At 56.3% G+C, this 22,764-nt stretch carries 27 protein-coding genes and 1 tRNA gene; 12 read left to right on the top strand and 16 right to left on the bottom strand.

What is annotated here, in order from left to right; genetic code table 11:
* Window positions 1-3: 3 nt before the first annotated feature.
* Together EE949_RS07030 and EE949_RS29950 are read right to left on the bottom strand one after the other, a co-directional pair.
* A complete protein-coding gene (locus EE949_RS07030) occupies window positions 4-669 on the bottom strand; it encodes a YceH family protein (protein ID WP_122663616.1) in 666 nt (221 codons plus the stop codon).
* Window positions 670-702: 33 nt separating this feature from the next.
* A complete protein-coding gene (locus tag EE949_RS29950; RefSeq protein WP_275898951.1) occupies window positions 703-825 on the bottom strand; it encodes a hypothetical protein in 123 nt (40 codons plus the stop codon).
* On the opposite strand from EE949_RS29950, the gene EE949_RS07025 reads away from it, so the two are divergent.
* Entirely contained in the window at window positions 824-1,333 is a 510-nt protein-coding gene (locus tag EE949_RS07025) for a DUF1993 domain-containing protein (RefSeq protein WP_122663615.1), read from the top strand. The two genes, EE949_RS29950 and EE949_RS07025, sit on opposite strands and share 2 nt — an antisense overlap.
* A gap of 14 nt (window positions 1,334-1,347) precedes the next feature.
* Here the strand turns inward: EE949_RS07025 and nhaR are convergent, their stop codons facing one another.
* Window positions 1,348-2,250: a transcriptional activator NhaR gene (gene nhaR / locus EE949_RS07020; RefSeq protein WP_122663614.1), complete on the bottom strand. Its 903-nt coding sequence runs from the start codon at window positions 2,248-2,250 to the stop codon at window positions 1,348-1,350.
* 128 nt (window positions 2,251-2,378) lie between these two features.
* On the opposite strand from nhaR, the gene EE949_RS07015 reads away from it, so the two are divergent.
* Complete coding sequence (locus EE949_RS07015) at window positions 2,379-2,615, top strand: hypothetical protein (RefSeq protein ID WP_122663613.1); 237 nt, start codon at window positions 2,379-2,381, stop codon at window positions 2,613-2,615.
* 32 nt (window positions 2,616-2,647) lie between these two features.
* Window positions 2,648-3,409: a TerC family protein gene (locus EE949_RS07010; protein WP_122663612.1), complete on the top strand. Its 762-nt coding sequence runs from the start codon at window positions 2,648-2,650 to the stop codon at window positions 3,407-3,409.
* A gap of 94 nt (window positions 3,410-3,503) precedes the next feature.
* On the opposite strand, the gene EE949_RS29420 is transcribed toward EE949_RS07010, so the two are convergent.
* Window positions 3,504-3,707: a hypothetical protein gene (locus EE949_RS29420; RefSeq protein ID WP_164666702.1), complete on the bottom strand. Its 204-nt coding sequence runs from the start codon at window positions 3,705-3,707 to the stop codon at window positions 3,504-3,506.
* A 194-nt stretch (window positions 3,708-3,901) separates the two neighbouring features.
* Between EE949_RS29420 and EE949_RS07005 the strand changes: the two genes are divergently transcribed.
* Complete coding sequence (locus EE949_RS07005; RefSeq protein WP_122663611.1) at window positions 3,902-4,588, top strand: PA2778 family cysteine peptidase; 687 nt, start codon at window positions 3,902-3,904, stop codon at window positions 4,586-4,588.
* Between the two features lie 17 nt (window positions 4,589-4,605).
* On the opposite strand, the gene EE949_RS07000 is transcribed toward EE949_RS07005, so the two are convergent.
* Window positions 4,606-5,889, bottom strand: a complete 1,284-nt coding sequence (locus tag EE949_RS07000; protein WP_122663610.1) for an NAD(P)/FAD-dependent oxidoreductase — start codon at window positions 5,887-5,889, stop codon at window positions 4,606-4,608.
* Window positions 5,890-6,075: 186 nt separating this feature from the next.
* Between EE949_RS07000 and EE949_RS06995 the strand changes: the two genes are divergently transcribed.
* A tRNA-Val gene (locus EE949_RS06995) sits at window positions 6,076-6,152 on the top strand.
* A gap of 68 nt (window positions 6,153-6,220) precedes the next feature.
* Complete coding sequence (locus tag EE949_RS06990; protein WP_122663609.1) at window positions 6,221-6,643, top strand: hypothetical protein; 423 nt, start codon at window positions 6,221-6,223, stop codon at window positions 6,641-6,643.
* An 18-nt stretch (window positions 6,644-6,661) separates the two neighbouring features.
* Here EE949_RS06990 and EE949_RS06985 read toward each other — a convergent pair whose 3' ends face one another.
* From EE949_RS06985 to EE949_RS06970, 4 genes are all read right to left on the bottom strand, one after another.
* The gene (locus EE949_RS06985) at window positions 6,662-6,889 is read right to left on the bottom strand and encodes a hypothetical protein (RefSeq protein ID WP_122663608.1); all 228 of its coding nucleotides are present in this window, start codon (window positions 6,887-6,889) and stop codon (window positions 6,662-6,664) included.
* A gap of 161 nt (window positions 6,890-7,050) precedes the next feature.
* Window positions 7,051-7,299 (bottom strand): PLD nuclease N-terminal domain-containing protein, encoded by a 249-nt coding sequence (locus tag EE949_RS06980; protein WP_122663607.1) that lies wholly within the window; start codon window positions 7,297-7,299, stop codon window positions 7,051-7,053.
* 117 nt (window positions 7,300-7,416) lie between these two features.
* A complete protein-coding gene (locus EE949_RS06975) occupies window positions 7,417-7,791 on the bottom strand; it encodes a hypothetical protein (protein ID WP_122663606.1) in 375 nt (124 codons plus the stop codon).
* Between the two features lie 241 nt (window positions 7,792-8,032).
* Window positions 8,033-8,938 carry a hypothetical protein gene (locus tag EE949_RS06970; protein ID WP_240350337.1) on the bottom strand — a complete coding sequence of 302 codons (906 nt, stop codon included), beginning with the start codon at window positions 8,936-8,938 and terminating at the stop codon, window positions 8,033-8,035.
* Window positions 8,939-9,116: 178 nt separating this feature from the next.
* Here EE949_RS06970 and gvpU point away from each other — a divergent pair, with 178 nt between their 5' ends.
* Together gvpU and EE949_RS06960 are read left to right on the top strand one after the other, a co-directional pair.
* Complete coding sequence (gvpU, locus tag EE949_RS06965; RefSeq protein ID WP_122663604.1) at window positions 9,117-9,584, top strand: gas vesicle accessory protein GvpU; 468 nt, start codon at window positions 9,117-9,119, stop codon at window positions 9,582-9,584.
* 172 nt (window positions 9,585-9,756) lie between these two features.
* Window positions 9,757-10,188, top strand: coding sequence for a universal stress protein (locus tag EE949_RS06960; RefSeq protein WP_122663603.1), 432 nt, complete (start codon window positions 9,757-9,759; stop codon window positions 10,186-10,188).
* A gap of 29 nt (window positions 10,189-10,217) precedes the next feature.
* Here the strand turns inward: EE949_RS06960 and EE949_RS06955 are convergent, their stop codons facing one another.
* The gene (locus tag EE949_RS06955; RefSeq protein WP_122663602.1) at window positions 10,218-10,583 is read right to left on the bottom strand and encodes an NUDIX hydrolase; all 366 of its coding nucleotides are present in this window, start codon (window positions 10,581-10,583) and stop codon (window positions 10,218-10,220) included.
* A 526-nt stretch (window positions 10,584-11,109) separates the two neighbouring features.
* Between EE949_RS06955 and EE949_RS06950 the strand changes: the two genes are divergently transcribed.
* The 4 genes from EE949_RS06950 (at window position 11,110) to EE949_RS06935 (ending at window position 15,389) form a co-directional block, all read left to right on the top strand.
* The gene (locus EE949_RS06950) at window positions 11,110-11,319 is read left to right on the top strand and encodes a hypothetical protein (protein WP_122663601.1); all 210 of its coding nucleotides are present in this window, start codon (window positions 11,110-11,112) and stop codon (window positions 11,317-11,319) included.
* Window positions 11,320-11,375: 56 nt separating this feature from the next.
* Window positions 11,376-11,570: a hypothetical protein gene (locus tag EE949_RS06945; protein ID WP_240350339.1), complete on the top strand. Its 195-nt coding sequence runs from the start codon at window positions 11,376-11,378 to the stop codon at window positions 11,568-11,570.
* A 204-nt stretch (window positions 11,571-11,774) separates the two neighbouring features.
* Entirely contained in the window at window positions 11,775-14,657 is a 2,883-nt protein-coding gene (locus EE949_RS06940) for a sensor domain-containing phosphodiesterase (RefSeq protein WP_162873799.1), read from the top strand.
* A 171-nt stretch (window positions 14,658-14,828) separates the two neighbouring features.
* Window positions 14,829-15,389: a hypothetical protein gene (locus EE949_RS06935; protein WP_122663599.1), complete on the top strand. Its 561-nt coding sequence runs from the start codon at window positions 14,829-14,831 to the stop codon at window positions 15,387-15,389.
* A gap of 207 nt (window positions 15,390-15,596) precedes the next feature.
* Here EE949_RS06935 and EE949_RS06930 read toward each other — a convergent pair whose 3' ends face one another.
* The 6 genes from EE949_RS06930 to EE949_RS06905 form a co-directional block, all read right to left on the bottom strand.
* Complete coding sequence (locus tag EE949_RS06930; protein WP_122663598.1) at window positions 15,597-16,535, bottom strand: carbohydrate kinase family protein; 939 nt, start codon at window positions 16,533-16,535, stop codon at window positions 15,597-15,599.
* 33 nt (window positions 16,536-16,568) lie between these two features.
* Window positions 16,569-18,050, bottom strand: coding sequence for a xylulokinase (gene xylB / locus EE949_RS06925; RefSeq protein ID WP_122663597.1), 1,482 nt, complete (start codon window positions 18,048-18,050; stop codon window positions 16,569-16,571).
* Window positions 18,051-18,057: 7 nt separating this feature from the next.
* Window positions 18,058-19,542 (bottom strand): mannitol dehydrogenase family protein, encoded by a 1,485-nt coding sequence (locus tag EE949_RS06920; protein WP_122663596.1) that lies wholly within the window; start codon window positions 19,540-19,542, stop codon window positions 18,058-18,060.
* A 17-nt stretch (window positions 19,543-19,559) separates the two neighbouring features.
* Complete coding sequence (locus EE949_RS06915) at window positions 19,560-20,663, bottom strand: ABC transporter ATP-binding protein (RefSeq protein WP_122663595.1); 1,104 nt, start codon at window positions 20,661-20,663, stop codon at window positions 19,560-19,562.
* 284 nt (window positions 20,664-20,947) lie between these two features.
* Window positions 20,948-21,781: a carbohydrate ABC transporter permease gene (locus EE949_RS06910; protein ID WP_122663594.1), complete on the bottom strand. Its 834-nt coding sequence runs from the start codon at window positions 21,779-21,781 to the stop codon at window positions 20,948-20,950.
* Window positions 21,782-21,791: 10 nt separating this feature from the next.
* A complete protein-coding gene (locus EE949_RS06905) occupies window positions 21,792-22,724 on the bottom strand; it encodes a carbohydrate ABC transporter permease (protein ID WP_122663593.1) in 933 nt (310 codons plus the stop codon).
* Window positions 22,725-22,764: the final 40 nt, after the last annotated feature.

The following is a 22,764-nucleotide window of genomic DNA, read 5'->3' as shown; positions in this document are numbered from 1 at the left end:
GTATTATTCGAGCTTGGCCAGACGCTCTTCCAGTGCCGCAATGCGGGCTTCGAGCTCGTCCAGTCGCTCGGCCGAGGCAGTGTTCGCAGAGGATGAATGGTTAGGCTGGTTTTGCCGCGCCGTGAGGATTTCCTGCAGGTCATCCGCATTGCCCAACGTGTGCATGTAGCGATCCTCACGCTGGCCGGACTGGCGTGGCAGGAGGATCGCCAGGTTTCTGGCAATTAACCGCTCCAGTTGATGGGTGACTTGCTCGGTGTCTTCGAAGTCATGCATCCGGTTGCTGCGGGTCAGCAGTTCATTGACCGTCTGCGGGCCGCGCAGCAGCAAGAGGCCGGTCAGAATCACTTGCGCTGGCACCAACTCCAGGGTTTTGTCGACACGTTGCTCCCAGCGATCAGCGCGACTCCCCATCACCAGCCGAACCAGACCACGGCCCTCCAGGGCACGCAGGCTTTGGCCAACCGGCCCGGGATTGAGGCTCATCACCGGGTCGCGACTGGTTTTCTGATTGCAGGCGGTAACCAGTGCATTCAGGGTCAGCGGGTAGGTTTCCGGACTGGTGGCCTGCTTTTCGATCAGACAGCCCAAAATACGCACCTCGGTGCTGTTCAGGTTCAGCGCATCCGGTTGCTCGGACGGATTGCTTGAGGACTGTTCTGTGGACATGGCGCTTTCCATAGGCAATGGCGGGCAGACAGCCTATGGGCTGCGTGGGAATATTTCCAGCAGCAACTTCAGGCAGCGCACGTTAGCCGTAAACAGGCACAGCACGGTCGGGCTGACATGCCTATAATCAGCCACTTTCTTTAAAGGAGTTGTCATGACTATTTCCCTGTACGCTGCTTCCGTTCCGGTTTTCCAGCAAATGCTCACTGCGTTGAGCCAGATCCTGACCAAAGCTGAAGCCCACGCCGCACAGAAAAATATCCAGCCTGAAGCTTTGCTGCAGGCCCGTCTGTACCCGGACATGCTCAACTTCACGCGTCAGGTTCAGATCGCTGTGGACTTCGCCAAAGGCGCATCAGCGCGCCTGGCTCAGATTGAAATGCCCAAGTATGACGACACTGAAACCAGCTTTGCGGAGCTGCAAGAGTTGCTGGCGAAAACGCTGGCCTTCATCGGTAGCATCAAACCTGAGCAGATCGACGGCAACGAAGGGATCGACATCATCCTGCGTCCCGGTACCCCCAAGGAAAAGCGCTTCACTGGCCAGACTTACCTGCTGAGCTATAGCCTGCCGCAGTTTTTCTTCCACGTGACCACCGCCTACGATCTGCTGCGCCACAATGGCATCGAGATCGGCAAGCGCGACTTCATGGGCACTGTTTAAGTCTTGATGCGCGTTTAAGCCGCATCGGTGAATAGCTTCTGTCTGGCACCTTCGGTAATCGCAACGATGCCCGGGTGCTTGACCTTGCGCTCTACTGAAATGGCGTAAAAAGACTCGGTCACGGCATCTGTCTGGCCGAGTAGCTGGACACCGTATTGCGCCTGGACTTCATCGGCAATGACGCTGGGGGCGACGAATATGCCGCTGCCCGACTTGCCGAATGCTTTCATCAGCGCACTGTCATCGAACTCCCCGACAATCCTTGGCTGGACTTTAAGCTCCGCGAACCAGCGCATCAGTCGGCTGCGCACCACAGTTTCCTGGCCTGGAATCAACAAGGGAGCACCCTGCATGCCGAACGGAAAATCCTGTCCGTAGCGCTCTGAAAGCTCAGCAGTGGCGAAAAAGCTGATTCCGCATTCCCCCAGTTTCTGGCTGTAACCTTTGATATCCAGATGCGAAGGCATAGGGCTGTCGGATATCACCAGGTCGAGGCGCTGAATAGCCAGGTCGGCAAGCAGTCGTTCAAGTTTGTCTTCGCGGCAGGTAATGCGAAGCGGCTCACTCAACTCCATTGTCGGTGCGATAAGTCTGTACACAATCGACTTGGGCACCACGTCAGCGACCCCGACGCGAAACAGTATCTGCTGCTCATCCGGCTGCGCCCGTAACACCGACTCCAATTCGTTGCCAAGCTGGAACATCTGTTCGGCGTAGGGCAGGGTGAGGCGCCCGGCTTCGGTAAGCTCAAGCTGCCGACCGACCCTTTGAAACAGATCGACGCCCAGCGATTGCTCAAGCAGGCTGATCTGGCCGCTGATGGTCTGTGCGGTGAGGTTCAACTGATCGCAAGCCCGCACGATGCTGCCGGTTTTGGCAACCACCCAGAAATAATGAAGTTGTCGATAGTTAAGCATGGCTGTTCCCGATTCGGTATCACCGAAGTATACAGCTTGAAAATACGAATTTTCCTGATGATCTGATCTCTCTAGAATGCTGGCCTATCGCCGGAGCAGTATTGACCGGTTCATTTTCGAGGCTTCAGATGATCAAACCTCTTTACGCAGTGTTGCTAGCTGTACCCCTCATGGTTATGGCAGGCTGTGACCAGATTGAAACATCCAGTAAACAACTGTTGAGCACTGCGGCTGATTCAGCCAAGCAAGCGATCGACGATACTCACAAGGCCGCAACACAAGCCCTGGATGATGCCAAGCAGGATCTGTCCATGGCGCAGCCCAAAGCTGAGCAGAAAGACGACGAAAGCAAGCAAGAAATCTGACCTTATCTACTGACTGAATCAGGGCAATACACATGGAATACCTGTTAGAACTCGCTTCAAGTCCAGCTGCCTGGATTGCCTTGGCTACCCTTGTGGTCATGGAAGTCGTGCTGGGCATCGATAACCTGATTTTCATCTCCATCCTGACCAACAAGCTACCGGCCCATCAGCAGCAGAAGGCTCGTCGCCTGGGTATCGGCATGGCGTTGTTCCTGCGTCTGGGCTTGCTCAGTACCGTTGCCTGGATCGTGCAGCTTACTGAACCAGTCATCGACATTCTGGGGCAGGTGTTCTCTTGGAAGGACATGATCCTGATTGCAGGTGGTCTGTTCCTGGTCTGGAAGGCTACAACCGAGATTCACCACAGCGTTGATGTCAAGACTGAGGAAGAGCAGAAGCTGGACTCAACCATCACCCTGAGCATGGGTGCGGCGATTGGTCAGATTCTGGTGCTGGACCTGGTGTTCTCCATCGACAGCATTATTACGGCTGTCGGCATGACCGAACACTTGCCAATCATGATTATCGCAGTGGTGTCTGCTGTGGTCGTAATGCTGGTGGCTGCCGAGCCGTTGGCCAAGTTCATCAACGACAACCCGAGTGTGGTGATGTTGGCGCTGGGCTTCCTGATCATGATTGGCATGACGCTGATCGCAGAAGGTTTCGGTGCTCACGTACCAAAAGGCTACATCTACGCAGCGATGGCTTTCTCGGCCTTGATCGAGGTCCTTAACCTGTGGGCGCGCAAGGCCAAGATGAAAAAAGAAGCAGCAGCTCAAGCGTCCAAGGCGTAATAGCCAGGTTCGATTGCCAGCCTGAAAAACAAGCGGCCGGTATGGGCAATGTCCATACCGGCCGTTTTATTTGAGATTACTCAATCAGGCTCGCTCAATGGGCCGGAACGTGCCGTCGGCCCTTGATTGGCTTCAGGGGTTTGGCTGCTGCGGGTTCAACACTGCGATGGTGATGATGACGACGGGAAATACGCATCACACCCCAGAGCATGGCGGTGGCAACAGCCAGCCATGCGGCGATCAGCATCACGATTGTCATTTCCAGGCTCATACGTCCTCCACGGACCCTGCTTTTCATTTGCGGTCCTTGTAATCGACAGTCTAGTACGTGGCATGTTTCCGTTAGTTGACCAATGGTCGAAGCTTCATGATCGATTTGATCTATGCGCAGCTGAAGACTGCACATTGAGGTATACCCCGCGCCTGACGCATCCTATTATCGTCGTCTGAGCCGGGCCGTGGGTTGTCCGGCGCTTGTTGAAGTGAGTAAAAATGTCGCCGGTATTTCCTCTGTCTCGTGTCGCTGGCCTCAAGCGTTTAGGCGCGGCCATTGCGGTTGTCCTTGCCCTTGGCGGTTGTGCCTCGGCCTTGAGTCCCGAAATAAAGCGCCTCCCGGACCGCGTCGAGCTCAACAACGTCCCATTCTTCCGTGGTAACGCCTACCAGAGCGGTCCTGGTGCACTGGCAAGCATGCTGTCTTATCAGCGAGTGCAGATAACCCCCGGGTTGCTGGACAAATCCCTGCAATTGCCCGGCGGCGAGGGCACGCTCGAACAAAACATGCAGCAAGTGGCGCGGCAGTACGGATTTCTGGTGTACCCGCTGGACAGAGGGTTGCAGTCGTTGCTGACGCAAATATCGGCGGGTTACCCGGTGATGGTGCGTTTCGCTGAGGGGACGGTCTTCACCGAACCGCGTTACGGCGTGCTTGTCGGCTATAACCGCAACAAACAGACCGTGTTGCTCCACGCCGGGATGAATCGCCATTTGCTGATGAGTTTCAGCAGCTTTACTTCGGCCTGGGAAAAGACCGGTAGCTGGGCTGTGCTGATTCAGAACCCGCGCCAACTGCCTGCCAATCTTGATGAGCAGCGCTGGTCGAAGGCGGCCAACGACCTGGCTCAGGCAGGACAGGAACAGGCCGCTGGCGAAGCTATCAAGACACTTAAAGCCCGCTGATCAGGCGTTGCGTCTGTTTAGAAGCCAAGCTTGTCACGAAGGCTGTAGTACCAGGCGCCCAATGCGGTGAGTGGCGTACGCAGCAACTGTCCGCCGGGGAAAGGGTAGTGGGGTAAGCCGGCGAACGCGTCGAAGCGTTCTGCCTGCCCACGTAAAGCCTCGGCCAATACCTTGCCAGCCAGATGGGTGTACGTCACGCCATGACCGCTGCAACCCTGCGAGTAGTAAATGTTGTCACCCAGTCGCCCCACTTGCGGCAGTCGCGACAGAGTCAACAGGAAGTTGCCCGTCCAGGCGTAATCAACTTTCACATCCTTGAGCTGCGGAAATGCCTTGAGCATTTTCGGGCGGATGATCGCTTCGATATTCGCCGGATCGCGTGCGCCGTACACCACGCCACCCCCGAAAATCAGGCGCTTGTCTGCGGACAGTCGGTAATAATCCAGCAGGTAGTTGCAATCTTCGACGCAGTAATCCTGAGGCAGCAGCGTTCTCGCCAGCTCTTCACTCAGGGGTTCAGTTGTAATGACCTGAGTACCGCAGGGCATGGACTTGGCTGCCAGTTCTGGCACCAGATTGCCGAGATAGGCATTCCCCGCGACGATTACAAAACGTGCTTTGACCCTGCCTGAGTCGGTATGAACAACCGGGGTAGCGCCGCGCTCTATTCGCACGGCTGCGGATTGTTCATGGATGACGCCACCCAGCGACTCCACCGCGGCGGCCTCACCGAGCGCTAGATTGAGCGGATGGATATGGCCACCACTCATATCCAGCATCCCGCCTATGTATTGATCCGAGGCGACCACTTCGCGCATGCGACGTTTATCCAGCAGTTCCAGCTGGGTGTGGCCATAGCGTTCCCACAAGCGCTTCTGCGCTTCCAGGTGCCCCATCTGCTTGTCAGTGATGGCCGCGAATACTCCGCCGTCCTTCAGGTCGCATTGAATCTGATACTTCGCAACACGCTCACGGATGATCGCGCCGCCTTCGAACGCCATTTGCCCCAGCAGTTGTGCGTCTCGGGGGGCTACGGTGCGCTCAATCACGTCGATATCGCGGCTGTAACTGTTGACGATCTGCCCGCCATTGCGCCCGGAAGCGCCAAAGCCGACCTTGGCAGCCTCCAGTACGGTGACTTTGAATCCATGCTCCAGCAGGAACAGGGCGCTGGACAAACCGGTATAGCCCGCGCCAATGATACAAACGTCAGTTTCCACATCGCCTTGCAACTGCGGGCGGTCCGGGGTCGGATTGGCCGAAGCGGCGTAATAGGAATGTGGATAAGGAGTGTTCGCCATCCTTCAACCTCCGTTTAATATATTTTACGAAGGCTCAGATCCTACCCGAGATAAAAAATCTCCACCAGCCAGCGGTGAAACAAAGAGGCAAAAGGTGGAAAGAGAAAAAATTCGCATATTCATGGAGTTAGCGCGAAAAAAGGTGTTGACACACATTCCAATATCCGTAGAATGCCGACCCACAGCAGGCGCGTAGCTCAGTTGGTTAGAGCACCACCTTGACATGGTGGGGGTCGCTGGTTCGAGTCCAGTCGCGCCTACCAAACAAAATCCGGTCCTGCTGCCGGTACAGAAGGGCCCACCGCAAGGTGGGCCCTTTTTTGTTGTCGGTATGAAAGAAGGCATTTTCAAAACTTTTGCAAAACCCCCACTCTGTGAGCCCTCAGTGAGCCTGATGGAAAACAAACCTCCCATTCTTCTTGTTGGTTTCGCTGCCGCCTATCTCGCATACGAGTTGTGGGTTTTAATACCAGACTTTACGCTGGCAGCGGCAGTACGCCTTGTGTTGACAGTGGTGTTGTTTTTCTTCGTTTTCCGGGGCAGTAGAATTGCAGGCAATATTCTCGCGATTATTACTGCCATCACTGCGCTGATGCCCTTGGTAGCAGCCGTAGCTATCTTCGGCACTAACTTACAAGCTTCGGCCGTCTTGACCGTATTCGCGGGGCTTTTGCTGGCACTAGCTGCGTACTTCTTCAGCCCAGATGTCCGGGCGTTTCAGCGCAGGGCAAGCGCTGTCGGTACGCTTGGATAGCATCAGTGTGAGGTCCGGTCAGTGTTGACCGCAGAGCTGAACATTGAAGTCGCTGTCCGCTCGAATCCGGATTGGCTGCCCTGCCAAATCGCTGATCGCAGCGATAGCGTATGGCGGCACTTCATCCTGATCGTCGTTGCTATTGTCCGAAGGCTGGGAGCATGACGCCTTTGAAACGGCCGACTCTGCATCCAGTGGTTTGGCTGCTTTCGCATGGTTCGCTGCGATTTCACTGAGAGTTGACACGGTACATCTCCTGATCCCGGCGCATCGCTGCGTCCTTGAGCTTTAGTAGACTGACTGCCACGTCAAAATTACGACTATCTGTTGTGGTTGCTAAGGCCTGCTGCAAGCGCTGCGCCAGTCTGCTGACCGCTCGGACGAGCGGGGACCAGACGGGTATCGACTTAGCCACGAGATTCCGAACGTGCTGTTTTGGTCTTGGGACCTGCAATGATCCATGCAATCAGCCCTACAACAGGAACGAAGACCAGCGCCAGAATCCAAAGGCATTTGCTCTCCCGGCTGCCTTCGCTTTTGACGATCCGCATGACTACCAAAAACTCGACTATCACCAGAACGGTCGCGAATATGATCCACAGCAGGGGCATATTCATAATTGCCGCCAGTACATTCCAACTCTCTGAATTACCCATAGCCTTGCTCTCCCTTGGTCGTTACTGTTTAGTCACGACCATGCTGCAAGGGTTCAATCTGCTATTGGATAGAGTGGTAGGGGGTTGGCCGCGCTCCTGACGTGTCGGTGGCGCTGGCTAGAGGTAGCCTTCTGTATTTCTCAGCGACTGGGCCGCTGCATCAAACTCTTCAAGCGAATTTTTCCGCCAGTTCAGCGGGTCTCGCAGGTAATGGTTAAGCAGCCAGTGAATGGTCGCCGCCTGCTCGTCTTCGGCTCGTTCGGCGATGTGGTGGCCCAGCCTTCGTAGGACCTGTGCAGTCGGCTGGCAGCCAAAATTGGGTCTGCCTAAAATGAACCGTAGATCAGGTGTCAGTGGCAACTCGGTTGGTTTGGCAAGTAATTCCTGCAGGTCCTGTAATGCAGTGGAAGATTCCGGCATGGAGGAGGGCGGAGGCGTTGCCAGGCGTTCGAGCAACGGAACGGGAACGATCGCGTATTTTTTCTTATTCATAGGATCCGTCCCGGTAAATTCTGGTTGCGTAATACTATATTGCCATTGTCTGGCGGTGCGAAGGGGGCGATCGCTATTCAGGACACTTACTGAGAAATGCTATTCGAATGAATAACTCTTAGGAATCAGTCGATCTTTTCACATGGCCCGCGCACTCTCTAAAAGATCGCGCGCGCGCAGGCAGGATGAGCGGAAGGCGTTACAGCTTGTCGGTGCGCCGCGACGAGGCGAGCGGAGGGGGTTAACCGGTAACGACAGTCCCCCTCAGGAATATCTCGCGACGGTCCTTCCTGCCAATCTTTTCATATTTGCTGAGCTTGTAAACGCTTTCAAACGCTTCATGGTCAATGGACGGGTACATGTCCAGTTCATCGGCTACCAATTGGTCATAACGCGCTTCAGTGATAAAGCGATAAATGTCCCGTTTGTAAAAAAAGCCAAATTGAAACGCCAGTGTTTCGCTGAAGTAGAGCGAGGTCTGAGGGAAGCAATTTTCCAGGTCTATCGCCATCGGTTCGCCTTCCGGAGCCAGATTGACCATGACGTTATTGGCCCAGAAGTCCATGTGGGTTATCTGTTTTTCGTGCAGGGTTCGCAGCAGGCTAAATGAAAGCTCAATGAAAGATTCGATCTGTTCGGGTGCAGACTCGAGCCACGTTATACCGTTTACATGTTCATTGAGTAGTTCAGTAAGGATGAAATATTCCTGAGTGATCCCGAGGGTCGATTTGCTGTAGCCAAACCCTGCAAGAGGGGTTATTGGTGCGCCGCGACTATAAGCTTCAGCGGTATTCAGGACTTCCTCAACAGGCCAGTCATACATGCCGTCGGATTTGGCACGGCCCAGTGTCACGCGGAGCCGGGACTTCAGGCTGTCGAGGGGTTGGGCCTTGGCGAACAGTTCGTCTTCTGCACCCTGCAGTGGTGCACTGACTCGCTCAAGGCCGGGGAAGCGCCGTGCGCGTATTAGATTGCACAGCGCGTCACGCTTGGCGTCCGAGGGAGCTTCTATCAGGAAAAATGTGGCATCAAGATATTTGAACGTGTGGGGGAATTGCTGAGGGAGCTCTTTGACCGCGAACATAAATCCTTCTTCTTTGTGGCGAATTGCTAGTCCATGCCGAATGTTACAGTACTGATAAGTCATTCACAGACTGATCAATCACTTTCACTTGACAGCCGTTTACTTGGAGCGGTCTTGCTAACGCCTTGGGGCATGCGTTTCAACGCGTGCCGCAGAGGAAGGATCAGGAATCCCGGGTTTCGCTTTTGAAGAATCTGAGCTATAGCTAAGGCTCATTTACTTGCATGGCAAGGAGCAGTCGATGTCGGAAGTACAGCAGGGCCTCACAGGCACGTCCCCGGACGTGAAGTATGATGAGCTGATCGCGCATCTGAAGGATCAAGGCAAGCAAATAGACTGGTTGCTGCAGTTTCTGGTCAAGTTTGTTGTGACTACTCCGGTAGAAATCGGCATAACGCTATCGGTAGGCGGCAACCTTGTGTCGGGTCAGTTGATCTCCCATGACACTTATTTCAGACAGTTGGCTGATGACATGGCCGCGCCGTTGGCTCAGTTCGAAGGCGGCGTTGACGAGTCGATGAAGCAGATCATTTTGTCTTTCACTCCCGGAGAGGCGGCGGACGAAACCACGGCCTTCCATTTCATCCATTTGAAGGATTGCAAGACCTATTCAAGTGACCAGAGTCCGATTTGCGCAGAAGGCGTTCTGTGGCGCGGCAAGATTGCCTCGGTTGATGGCTTTACCATCGGTCTGCTGGCGAGAACCTGAATCTCCTCATGAATATCAGGCCCCGGTATTTGCCGGGGTTTTCATCGCTGAATATCCATTTCTCTCGATAAAACCCTTCAGAAATTGAGCTGGATCAACTCAAGTCTTCTTAGCGGTGGCGCAGGCAGCAGCGGCTGCCTAGTCTTGGTTTACACACCAAGGGAGATACGCCATGCGCAACGTTCTGGTCGCTTATGATGGCTCACAGCCCGCCAAACGCGCACTTCAATACGTCATTGAGCGTGCCCGTGATAGCGCGAGTCCGCTTCAGGTTCATGTAATCAATGCTCAGCATGGCGCCGTTGTCTATGGCGACTACGTTACTGCCAGCATGATTGAGGAAATCAACAATGGCCTTCTGGATGAGGCCGACAAGGTGCTGAAGGAGGCAGCAGCAATGCTGAGCGCCGCAGACGTGACGCACAAGACTCATGCCGCGTTGGGTAATGTCGCTGAGCAGGTCAATGCTGCCATCAAACAGTTGGGCTGCGACACTGTGGTCATGGGAACCCGGGGCCTTGGCAGCTTCAGTGGACTGATGCTGGGTTCGGTTGCCAACCGCGTTGTCCATGAGGTTTCAGTGCCTGTGGTGCTGATTAAATAGTCACTGCCCGTTGGCGGCGAGCGGGGCGGTCATATGGCTTGTCGCGCGAACGACTTGACGATCGATTTGGTTGCAGCACTTGCATTCAGGTCGCTGACATTTTTGACAGGCGACCACTTGCACGCCGCAATTTCATTGTGCGGTTCTGGTTTGGCTGATGACGAAAGCATTGCCATGAATATGTAGTGGGTGACGTCGTCTTTCTCATATTCACTCAGATAGACCAGGTCGAGATGCTGCAGCCCCGTTTCTTCACGCAGCTCTCGAACTGCAGCCTGTTCCGGGGTTTCACCCATCTCGATCTTGCCGCCAGGCAGAGCCCATTTGGATTTGGACTTGCGCACGTAGAGAATCCTGCCGTCGCGTTTGCAAATCACAGTTGCTCGTTCTTTCATCGTTTGTTCACCTTATGTAAATGCTGCCCCTGTTGACGCCGGGCGCATTACTTCAATCTGTGAAGGTAATCAGACGTCTCGGTAATCATATTGTCACAAAAACTTCACAAAAATGTCTTAAGCACGAATGGTGCCATTTTCTTCTGCTTGCTTATCTATTTCGGCGAGTGTTGGCTAAAGCTTGAGCATAAAAAGCCTGACTTCAAATAATTGGGCTTTATCACATTGATGATGAGGGGGTTGGCCTTCGTCACAACTCAGGCGACGCGATTTATTCAAGAGTTTGAAAAGCTGGCCGTCGGTAGCGTAGGGAACATTTGATAAGTTTTTTCAAACCGCGCTCTAAAAAAGGGCACGTCAATGGCGCTCAGGCAAACTATGCGCAGCTATTTGTCCTGAATGGAGATAGGAATTCTTTATTAAAGACCGCTTGTCGGAAGGTGGCGGCTATCTGGGTTATCCCGCTGTCACATTCATTGCAAGGGGCTGTTTGTCCAGACAGTCCCATCGCCCAGAAGGTTACCTCATGACTATGCACAATGATTTCAGCACTCAAGCAAACGTATTGATGTTCGAATTGAATGACGCAACCACTGCGATGATGGGAATGGTGGGGGCGCACCAGACCACAGGACCGGTATGGGTTGCTGCTACCGCACGGCAAAGCCTGTCATTCGGCCGCTGGAGTGCTTTTATCAGACGTTCCGAAATCTATGGCCAGGCTCTTGTCGGGTAGAGGCTTGAACGGTCATGGTTTTTCGCCACCTCGTTTCATACCGATTCAAAGGGCACATGCGCGAACACTCTTTTGAGTTGCCGGAGCAAGTGCTCGCCGAGAACATGGCTGCTTTGCACCTGCTGCAACTGCACTTTGGCGACGCGGAGAGTGGTCTGACTATGCCAAATGCCGCCGCGCCTCCTGAAGAGGTGCTGGCTCAGGCCAGGCTCTTGGGTATTACCGATATCCGTTTCATTCCCGCCAAATAACCCTTCTTTTTACTCTCATCAAAGCTTCTGTCTGATTATTGACATGCTGAGCTACAGGCAGGGTGTCTGAAGCCGCGCTCAAGGCTAAACTGTGCGCGCCGATAGATCTGGCGGCTTTCTTGCAGTTGATATGAATATGCCACTTGCACGGTTTTGCGGGCACCGCGAAGATAAGCGCCTGCTGTCTCTGGTTTTGGAGCTTTCATGAGTGTTCCTCCCTTGGCCCCTGACCGAACGCAATCGAGTGTCAGCGACGATCCTGTTCGCGGCTATCCGGTCATTGTCGGGCAGAGCGCTGCCATTGATTGCGGTGGCGAACCTATCGAAGTAGTCCTCACCGCCATCCAGAAGTGCATGGGAAAAATACCTTGGGCGGTCTACGCCGTCGGTGACCCCATGCACCTGTTAGGGCGCGGCGAAGGCCAGATGCGTTGGTCGGTGAGTGTTGCCAACGACCGGTTTGATGATTTTTGTCGCGAATACGGTTTGCAGCGCTGGGCCGCGGGCAGGGGCGAAGGCGTACTTGCGTGGCTGGTGGCGCCGCAAAGCGAGACAGCCAATGTGGAGTTGGCCGCGCTCGCGCTGCGGCTTGGGAACCGACTGCAGATCGATGCGCTGGCTCGGGCACAGATTACCCAGCGAGTTCTTTACGAAATAACCTACCTGGCCAGTTCGACCCGCGATCGCAGCGCTTTCCTGGAGGGGGTGCATCATCAGCTTGCCTCGCTGATTGACGCAGAGAACTTCTATCTGGCGCTTTACGACCCTGGCAACGACAAAATCACCTACCCGTATTACATCGACATCACGGATGTAGAGGCGTTGGAGTCCGAGGCGTACGAATATCTGGATCGGTCAAGGTTGTCGATGACCGGGTATGTCCTGACCAGCGGTCAGCCGCTGTTTGTCGATGCTGCGGGTATTGAACGGGCGCGACTGCAGAAGCGTTTTTACTGCGTCGGACATCGCCCGGAGTTCTGGATGGGAGCGCCCCTGAAGAATGCCTCGGATGAAGTCTTCGGCATGTTGGCCATGCAGGTGTACGACGTATCCCGGGTTTACAGCGCCGAGGACCGGGCCTTGTTTCTGGTCGTGGTTCGTCATGTGGCCATGGCGTTGGACCGTATCCTGCACCGTGCCGACCTTGAGCGAACGGTCATGCTCCGCACTCAGGAGCTGTCAACGCTCAATGACGCGCTGCGTCAGCAGGTTGCCGAGCGTGAGCGGGCCGAGCATTTGCAAAGTGCCTTGTTTCAGATTGCCGAGCTGTCCAGTCAGCCGGGGGACATGGCTGAACTCTTCCATAGTCTGCATTTGATCGTAGGGGAATTGCTGGTTGCTCTGAACTTCTATATCGCGCTGTTTGACACGTCCACTGCAGAAGTGACCTTTCCCTACTATGTGGATGAGCGTCAGGCCACCCGTCCGCCTTCACGCCGGGGCCAGCGCGGTCTTACCGAATACGTCATACGCGAGCGTCGCGCCTGCCTGATCGATCAGGATGAAACACTCAGACTTGAGCGCTGTGGTGAGATTGAAGTGGTCAGGGAGGGCATCCGCTCTTCCTCCTGGCTGGGCATCCCATTGTTTGACGGCAATGACGTGCGTGGCGTGCTGGCTGTGCAAAGTTACTCGCCGTTGGTGCGTTACTCATTACGCGATCAGGAGCTGCTGACGTTCGTCTCGCGGCATATCGACACCGCTCTGTCTCGGCGTAGCGCAGCTGAAGCGGTGCATACCGCCAATCTGCGCCTGGAAGCACGGGTTCAGGACAGAACCCGTGAGCTGGATTACGCCAACGCCAAGCTCCAGCATGAAAACTCCCATGATTCGCTTACCGGCTTGCCAAACCGCAGTCATTTGCAGCAACGCCTGCAGTCGGCATGGCTGGAGTTTCGTAATCATGGCAGCGAACTGGGGGTGATGTTTATCGACCTCGACCGCTTCAAGCTGGTGAACGACAGCCTGGGACACCATTTTGGCGATCAACTACTGACTCAGGCTGCGGACCGCCTGCGTGGTTGCATGCGTGAAACGGATTTGCTGGCACGTCTGGGCGGTGACGAGTTTGCCGTTCTGGCCGCAGGTGCGCCGCTGGAAGTCACTATCGGAATTGCCGAGCGCATTCTTGCCGCTTTCGATTTGCCGTTTTTCATCGATGGTCATGCGGTGTTTTCATCCTGCAGCATCGGCGTTGTCGGCGCCGACAGCCAGTTTCATCAAATGCCGGCGGATTTGCTGCGTGATGCTGATATGGCGATGTACCGGGTCAAGAACGGCGGACGTGACAGCTACGCGGTTTTCAACCAGGAGTTGCGTCGCGAAGTGTCCGATCAGGTCGAGCGCGAGGGCGCCTTGCGCAATGCCCTCAAGCGTGCGGACGAATTGATTCCCTACTTTCAGCCGATTGTGTGTGTAAACACCGGCAAGCTGCTGGCCCTTGAGGCGCTTATCCGCTGGCGTCAACCCGACGGCAAAATCCTCGCTCCGGGTCAGTTCCTACCGGCTCTGGAAGGCTTGCGCCTGATTGGCCGTCTGGACTTGTACATGTTGCGCTGCGTGGTGGAGATTCTTGCGCGGCCAGGCAATGAGCATTGGCCCACCGTGCACGTGAACTGCTCCAGCTACAGCATCACCCGCCCCGAATTCGCCGGAGAAGTGTTAACGCTGTTGGCGAACTACGAGGTGGCACCTTCCAGAATCTGTCTGGAGCTGACCGAAGGGGCGCTGGTTGCAGAGCCTGAATTGGCCAGGCAATCAATGAAGCAGCTCGCCGACCATGGCATGACGGTGGTTCTGGACGACTTTGGCGCAGGTTTTTCGTCCCTCAGTTACGTCCATCAATATCACTTCTGCGGCTTGAAAATCGACAAGTCGTTTACGCTTGAGCTGACGACCAGCGCTCGTAGCCGGGCGATTGTGCGTGCAATCGTGCGGATGGCCGAGTCCCTCGATTTGACGGTAGTGGCTGAAGGTGTTGAAGATCAGGCAACCCTCGACTTGCTACGTGAGATCGGTGCAGGTCAGGCTCAGGGCTATTTCTTCGCCGTGCCGTTACCGGAAGACAAGCTGCAGCTAAATATCTGATGGACCGGCAAACCTCGGCCAATGCTGGCCGCAGATTGCCGTTTCTTCTCGCTTGAATAGACAGCCGCCGAGTCACAGCCTTTGTGTTCCAAGGCTTGCAGCGCTGCAACCAAAGTGGCATCGGTCTTGCTCTACTTGCTGGGCGTCACAATCGGCAACAGGAGGTGAGCAATGAATACCGCTAGTATCAGTGCGCTCCATCACCTGGTTTCTCAGGCGGTGGGTCGCAAGACTCAAGAGGATGTAACCACAGATGCCTTTTCGGTACCGGTCGGGGCTGCCAGCCCTGTCCCGGCCGTGGATGCTATCGCGCAAAATAATGGCAGCCAGCAGAACGGAGCCTATGACGAAGCTTTCGCCAAAATGCTGCTCAGCCTGAAGACTGCTACACAGAAGGCCGAAACCGAAGCTGAGCCGTCGTTTATCTCGGCAGCCAATGACAGCAACATCGCGGCCCGTGATTCTGCGGTCACCAGTGAAGCTGACGTGGCCGAAGCGGTATCGAAGTTCACTTCGACTCAGCAGGAGTTCAAGGACTACATGGACTTGACGCCTGCGGAGAAGATGCGCGAGCAATTGACCGGGGTCAGCAAGGAAGAGTATGAAGCCATGACGCCTGAGCAAAAGCTCGACGTCGATACCAAGCTTCAAACAGCCTTGAAAGAGCAGCAGCAACAGACGACTGCTGATGTAAACGGAAAAATCCTCGCGGCTCGTCTGGCGCTGGTTTAAACCCGATACCACCAGTACCGGTGACTGCCTGCAGGTGATCGCACCGTGTCCCCGGCACGGCGCTGTCTCGCGGCACACACAGGACCTGTAGGAGTTGCCGAAAGCTGCGATTGCGGTACATCAGGAGAGGCGCTTCGCAGCCTTCGGCAGCTCCTACAGAAATGCATTTCAATCCAGTAGCTTGCAGCCGCGCAATCTACATCTGTTTCACCTCAACTGATCCCGATACGGCAAGTCCGGCCCGACTTTGGTACAGGTCAGCGCTGCGGCCTGCACTGCGAACTTGAGCATCTCATCAACCGTATCCTTGCGCAGGGTCGGCAAGCTGAGCGGATCATCCAGCCCGCGTTCGCTCAGGAAGGTGATCAAGGCCGCCTGAAAGGTATCGCCCGCGCCCACGGTATCAGCAGTTTTCACGGTTTGTGCTGGCACTGACCAGCTACCGTGCTGGCGGGTGAAGACCGTCGCCCCCTGAGTTCCCTGAGTCAGCACCACGAGCTGGCAGCGCTTGCTCAGCCAGCTTTGGGCGATGGTCTGCGGATCTTTATCGGGGTAGAGCAGGCTCAGGTCCTCGTCACTGACCTTGATGATGTGAGCATGCTCGGCGAAAGCGCTGATCTGCTCGCGCCAACGGCTGATATCGGGTGCAGGGTTGAGGCGCACATTAGGGTCGAGGGTGATCAGCCGTTTCCCGCTCTCTCGGGTCACCAGTGCCAGCAGCGTGTCGGCGACAGGCTGAACCACCAGTGAAAACGACCCGACATGAATGCCGCGTACTTGCGGGTCAAGCTCCGGCAGATGCTCCAGTTGCAACTTTCGGTCAGCACAGCCTTCGCCGCGAAAACTGTAGTGAGGCGAACCATCGACGTCCACTGCAACCATGGCCAGCGTCGTGGGTGCATCGAAGCTGATCAGGTAATCGGGTCTTACCCCTTCGTGTTCCAGCACACTGCGCAGCCGTTGGCCTAGATAGTCGGTAGAAAGGCCGGCGAACAGTCCAGCGTCTACACCCAAGCGTCGCAGACCCACGGCGACGTTGAATGGCGAGCCGCCCGCAATGGCCTGAAAGCCGATTTTGTTGAGTTGTCCGCCACCGTCGGGCTGGCTGAAGAAGTCGAACAGTGCTTCGCCACAAACGAGAAACATAGGTGCTCCCTGAAATAATGTCACCGTTGCGGCCTAGATGGCCTGCAACTGGTCACGATACCGCTGATAGACCTGCTGATAGGCAACGACGTTTTGAGCCACGGGCCGGGTTTCGCTGCTGTTATCCAGATTCACGCAGCGGGCGCACAGGCTGTCGAGACTTTCCCCGGCCGGATCGGCGCTGGCATGACACCAGGCTGCCTGGATGGCGGCACCTAAAGCTGCGGCTTCAGCTTGTTCGGTACAGACCACGGGAGTGTCCATGATGTCGGCCACGATTTGCCGCCATACCGGGCTTTTGGCTCCGCCACCAATCAAGCGAATGTTACTGCTTCTGATACCACTGGCCCGCAACAGATCCAGGCCATAACGCAAACCGAAGGTGGTGCCTTCGACGACCGCCCGGCAGAGGTTGGCCTGGGTGAGGTTGGTGGCGTCCAGGCCGAGTATGCTGCCGGTGGCATGGGGCAGGGCGGGTACACGCTCGCCATTGAGAAACGGCAGCATCGACACGCCGTCGGCGCCGATCGGGGCCTGGCTGACGGCCTGGTTAAAGGCCGCGATATCCAGTCCCAGTAGCTCCCGAACGGCGCCCGTCGCATTGGTCAGGTTCATGGTGCAAATCAGCGGGAGCCAGCCCCCGGACGAAGAGCAGAAGGTTGCGACTGACGCCTGCTCACTGACACTTGCCCGGTCGGCAAACGCATAGACGGTACCCGACGAGCCAAGGCTCATGGTGATCGCACCCGGATGAATGTTTCCGGTACCGATGGCGCCCATCATGTTGTCGCCGCCACCGCTGGAGACCAGCGCCTGCGGGTTGATGGCCAGACGCCTGGCGATATCCGGCTGCACAGTGCCCACCGGCTGGTGCGCTTCAAGCAACTCGGGCAGCGCGCGGCTCAAGTTGCCACTGGGGTCAATATGATCGAGTAGTGGCAGATCCCACTGACGGCTGCGCACATTGAAATACCCGGTGCCCGAGGCATCGCCATACTCACTGGCGCAACGGCCGGTGAGCCAGTAGTTGAGGTAGTCATGGGGCAACAGGATTTTGGCGATCCGCTCAAATATCGAGGGATGCTCCTCCTTGGTCCAGAGCAGCTTCGATACGGTGTAGCCCGGCGCGATTGCGATACCCAGGCGCTCCAGCGAGCCGCTTTCGCCGCCCAGATATTCCAGCAATCGATCATTCTGCGGCGCGCTTTCGGTGTCGCACCACAGCTTCGCCGGGCGCAGCACCTGACCGTCATCGTCGAGCAGTACCAGGCCATGTTGTTGGCCTGATACGCCAATGCCGAGGATCTGCTGCCCGGATATTCCGGCCTGAAGAAGCGCCTCGGCAGTCGCCTGCTCGAAGGCTGACAGCCATTGTTCTACGTCCTGTTCACGCCGGCCATTGTGGCCGCTGATCATGCTGTGCGCGGCTGATCCCTGGCCCAGTACCTGACCTGAGGCAGCGTCGAGTACGATGGCCTTGGTGCCTTGGGTGCCGCAGTCGATTCCAAGAAACATGCGCACCTCACACGGTTTTAGCCAACAGGTTTTCCAGGGTTTTGCTGACGCCCAACTGCTTGAGGCTGTTCAGGTTCTTTTCGAAAGCTGCAACGAATTCAGCGGACTGAGGGATGGCCGCGCCAAATATCTCCTCGACTGCCAGCAAGCGCTGCACGATCAATACATCGTCGGCCACCAGTGCCTTGCAGAACTCGGCGCGGGGGTCGACGACCTTGTAGGCAACCCCGTTTTCACCTTCGCTGCCTTGCAGATACAGCGCCCAGGCCGCGACCACCAGGGATGCACGCTCCAGATTGCCCTGATCGACAATCAGGCGATTGATCGTCGGGACGGTGAATTTCGGGAATTTCGAGGAGCCATCGGAGCAGACCCTCTCCAACTGGTCTGCAATCGCCTGATTGGAGAACCGTTCGATCAGCGTGTCCTTGTAGCCTTCCAGATCAATACCCGGCACCGAAGCCAGTTGCGGTGTGACGTCCAGGTCCATGTACGCGCGGATATAGCTGACGAAAAGCGGGTCGTTCATGGTTTCATGAACGAAGCGATAGCCTTTCAGCGCGCCCAGATAGGTAAGCGCCAGGTGGCTGCCGTTGAGTAGCTTGATCTTCATCTCTTCGTAAGGCGTGACGTCGTCGGTGAACTGCACGCCAACCTGTTCCCAGGCCGGGCGTCCATCAACGAATTTGTCTTCCAGCACCCATTGCACAAAGGGTTCGCAGACTACCGGCCAGGCATCATCAATGCCTTTCTCGTCAGCCAGTTTCAGGCGATGGGTTGTGCTGGTCATTGGCGTGATGCGGTCGACCATGGCGTTGGGGAAACTCACCTGTTCGGCGATCCAGTCGTGCAGATCGGGATTACCCTGCGCAGCGAAGGCCAGCAGGGCTTTGCGCGCGACCGCGCCGTTATGCGGCAGGTTATCGCAGGACATCACCGTGAGCGCCGGTATTGCTGCCGCGCGACGTTTTGCCAGCGCCGCGCAAAGCAGCCCGAACACCGTGCGCGGTGCTTGCGGATAGCTCAAGTCGTGCTGGATTTGCGGCAGGTGGATCATGAACTGGCCGTTGCTGTCATCGATGCAGTAACCGCCTTCGGTGATCGTTAGCGAAACGATGCGAATCTCCGGGCTGGCAAGCTTGTCGATAACCGCCTGGATATCGTCTTCGGCCAGCAACATAGCGCTGATCGAGCCGATGATCCGGGTTTCCGTATCAGGCGTGTCGCCCAGTTCATACAGTGTGTAGAGATAATCCTGCCCCGCGAGTGCATCGCGCACGCCTCGGTCTTCCGGACGAAGGCCAATGCCACAGATGCTCCAGTCCAGGCCCTGGCCGCTGTTCATCAACGCGTCGGTGTAAAACGCCTGATGCGCGCGATGGAATCCGCCCACGCCGATGTGGGCAATGCCCTGAGTTGTGGCTTCAGGGTTGTAGGCAGGCAGAGCGATGCTGTCACCGAGCTGAGACAAATTCTGTTTGTTCAATTTCATGACAATAATTCCTGATTTCAGGCTGCGACCGGCAAGGCTTTGGCAATCACCAGTCCTTGAGCGTCGAACAAGTGGCAGTGAGCGCTATCGAGATGGAGCTTCAGCGTGTCGCCGTACTGGCTGGCCAGATCCCCGCGAATACGCATGGTCAACGCCTCGCCCGAGCGGGTCCGTACATGGCAATAGGTGTCGCTGCCCAGACGCTCGCTGATGTCGGCGATGACCTCCATCTGGCAGTCACCCTCTTTGGCGATATTCAGATGTTCCGGGCGAATGCCAAGGGTGACCGGGTCGCCAACGCTCTGCTGCGCATTGCCGAATGGCAGATTGATCCTGGCCCCTGCATCCAGGGTGACTTCGCAACCGCTTGCGTCGATCCGACTGATAATGCCTTTGAGAAAGCCCATCTTTGGCGTGCCCAGAAAACCGGCGACAAACAGATTGGCCGGGTGGTGGTACAGCTCAAGCGGGGAACCGACTTGCTCGACCTTGCCGCCATTCAGCACCACGACCTTGTCGGCCAGGGTCATGGCTTCGACCTGGTCGTGGGTCACGTAAATCATGGTCGCTTGCAGTTCTTTATGCAGGCGAGAGAGCTCCAGGCGTGTCTGCACGCGCAGCGCAGCGTCAAGGTTCGACAAGGGCTCGTCGAACAGGAAGATTTTCGGGTTGCGCACGATGGCGCGGCCGATTGCTACCCGTTGGCGCTGACCGCCGGAAAGTTGCTTGGGTTTGCGCTCCAGTAACGGGCCCAGCTCAAGAATGCGCGCCGCCTCATCGACTTTCTTTTTGATCACAGCTTTGTCACCGCCGGCCAGGTCCAGAGCGAAAGACAGGTTTTTGCCCACGGTCATGTGCGGGTACAGGGCGTAGGTCTGGAAGACCATGGCCAGGTCGCGTTTGGCGGGCGTGACCTGGGTGATGTCACGGCCATCGAGTTCGATGGTGCCGGAAGTCACGTCTTCCAGCCCGGCGATAAGACGTAGCAGGGTGGACTTACCACAGCCCGACGGGCCCACGAATACAACGAACTCGCGATCCTTTACGTCCAGATCAATGCCTTTGATGATCTGATGGCCGTCGAAGCCTTTTTGCAGATTTCTGATGCTGAGGTTAGCCATGGAGGCCTCCGTTCTTATTCTTCGGAATTTCAGAAAAGGTTGACTCTATTCTCGTGGGAGCGACCGGATTGCGCGCCTATCAAACAAATGCAATTACCTGACCTGGAATGCTTTTTACCTGTAGGAGCGCGCCTGCCCGCGATAGCGTCAGCACAGGCGATAGATTCATCGACTGACAGACCGAATCGCGGGCAAGCGCGCTCCTACAGATCCCGTTGCCACGCAATAGCGCGGTGTCAGGCACATTAGTGCAGCTCCTACAGGTAAAGCGTCTTCTGGATTAATCACTTGACGGCACCGAACGACAGGCCGCGCACCAGTTGCTTCTGGCTGATCCAGCCGAAGATCAGGATTGGCGCGCACGCCAGGGTCGAGACGGCCGAGAGCTTGGCCCAGAACAACCCTTCGGGGCTGGAGTAGGACGCGATCAGCGCAGTCAGTGGCGCGGCGTTGGACGACGTGAGGTTCAGTGACCAGAACGCCTCGTTCCAGCACAGGATCAGCGACAGCAGTGCGGTTGACGCCAGGCCGCCTTTGCAGATCGGAATCAGGACCTTGAAGATCTCCTGGCGGGTGCTGGCACCGTCCAGACGCGAGGCTTCAAGAATTTCTCCGGGGATGTCCTTGAAGTAGGTGTAAATCATCCAGACCACGATGGGCAGGTTGATCAGCGTGTAAATCACGATAAGCGCCACGCGGCTGTCCAGCAGGCCGAAGGTCTTGGCCAGCAGGTAGATCGGCATCAGCACGCCGACCGGAGGCAGCATTTTCGTCGAGAGCATCCACAGCAGCGTGCTTTTGGTCCGTTTGGTCTCGAAGAAGGCCATGGAGTACGCCGCGGGCACGGCGATGAGCATGCACAGAATCGTCGCGCTGAACGAGATAACGACCGAGTTCCAGGCAAAGTGGAAGTAGTCGCTGCGTTCCTGGATATGCAGGTAGTTTTCCAGGGTCGGGGTGAAAATGAACTGCGGCGGTGTGGCAAACGCGTCGATTTCGGTTTTGAAGCTGGTCAGAACCATCCAGAAGATGGGAAAGAAAATCAGCGCCGCGATCAGCCAGCATAACGTCCCGAGCAGTACACTTTGCAGGCGTCGGGATTGTTTGAGCGTCATCATGGTTTGGCCCTCAGGACTTGTCGGTGAGGTTTTTGCCGATCATCCGGATCAGGATGATTGCGGCAATATTGGCGATAACCACGGCGATCAAACCGCCCGCGGACGCCATGCCCACATCGAATTGCAGCAACGCCTGGTTGTAGATCAGGTACGCCAGGTTGGTAGAAGCGAAACCCGGCCCGCCGTTGGTGGTGGTGAAGATTTCGGCGAATACCGAGAGCAGGAAGATGGTTTCAATCATCACGACCACGGCGATCGGCCGGGCCAGATGCGGCAGCGTCAGGTGCCAGAAAATCGCGATAGGCCCGGCACCGTCGAGACGCGCGGCTTCTTTTTGCTCCTGATCCAGCGATTGCATGGCGGTCATCAGGATTAGAATGGCGAACGGCAGCCACTGCCACGAGACAATGATGATGATCGACAGCAGCGGGTAATTGGCCAGCCAGTCGACAGGCTGGGCTCCGAACAGCTTCCAGACCGCGGCAAGAATGCCGGACACCGGATGGAAAATCAGGTTCTTCCAGATCAGCGCGCCCACGGTGGGCATGATGAAGAACGGCGAAATCAGCAATACCCGCACAATGCCGCGACCGAGGAACTCGCTGGCCTCCAGCAGTGCAGAAATCAGCACACCCAACACCACGCTGATCAACAGCACGCTACCGACGAGCAGGAGCGTATTGGTCGCGCCGGGAATAAATCCGCTGTCGGTCACGAAGTATTCGAAGTTTTCCAGACCAACGAATTCGTTCTCGCCGGGGTTGAGCAGGTTGTAACGGATCAGCGAAAAGTAAATGGTCATGCCCAGCGGGACGATCATCCACACCAGCAGAAGCAGGACCGATGGGCTGACCAGAAACCAGCCTGGCTTGGTCACGCTGCCTTTAGTCGACAGCTTGTCGCCAGGCGTAGCTGCCTGAGGTGTGATAGTTGAGGTTGTCATGATTGCGATCCTGGGTGCAAAAGGAGAGCGGGGTGTCAGG

The sequence above is a fragment of the Pseudomonas viridiflava genome, from assembly GCF_900602065.1.
Taxonomy (GTDB): domain Bacteria; phylum Pseudomonadota; class Gammaproteobacteria; order Pseudomonadales; family Pseudomonadaceae; genus Aquipseudomonas.
The sequence above is the reverse complement of the archived record's forward strand: the minus strand, read 5'-3'. Positions and strand labels throughout refer to the sequence as shown.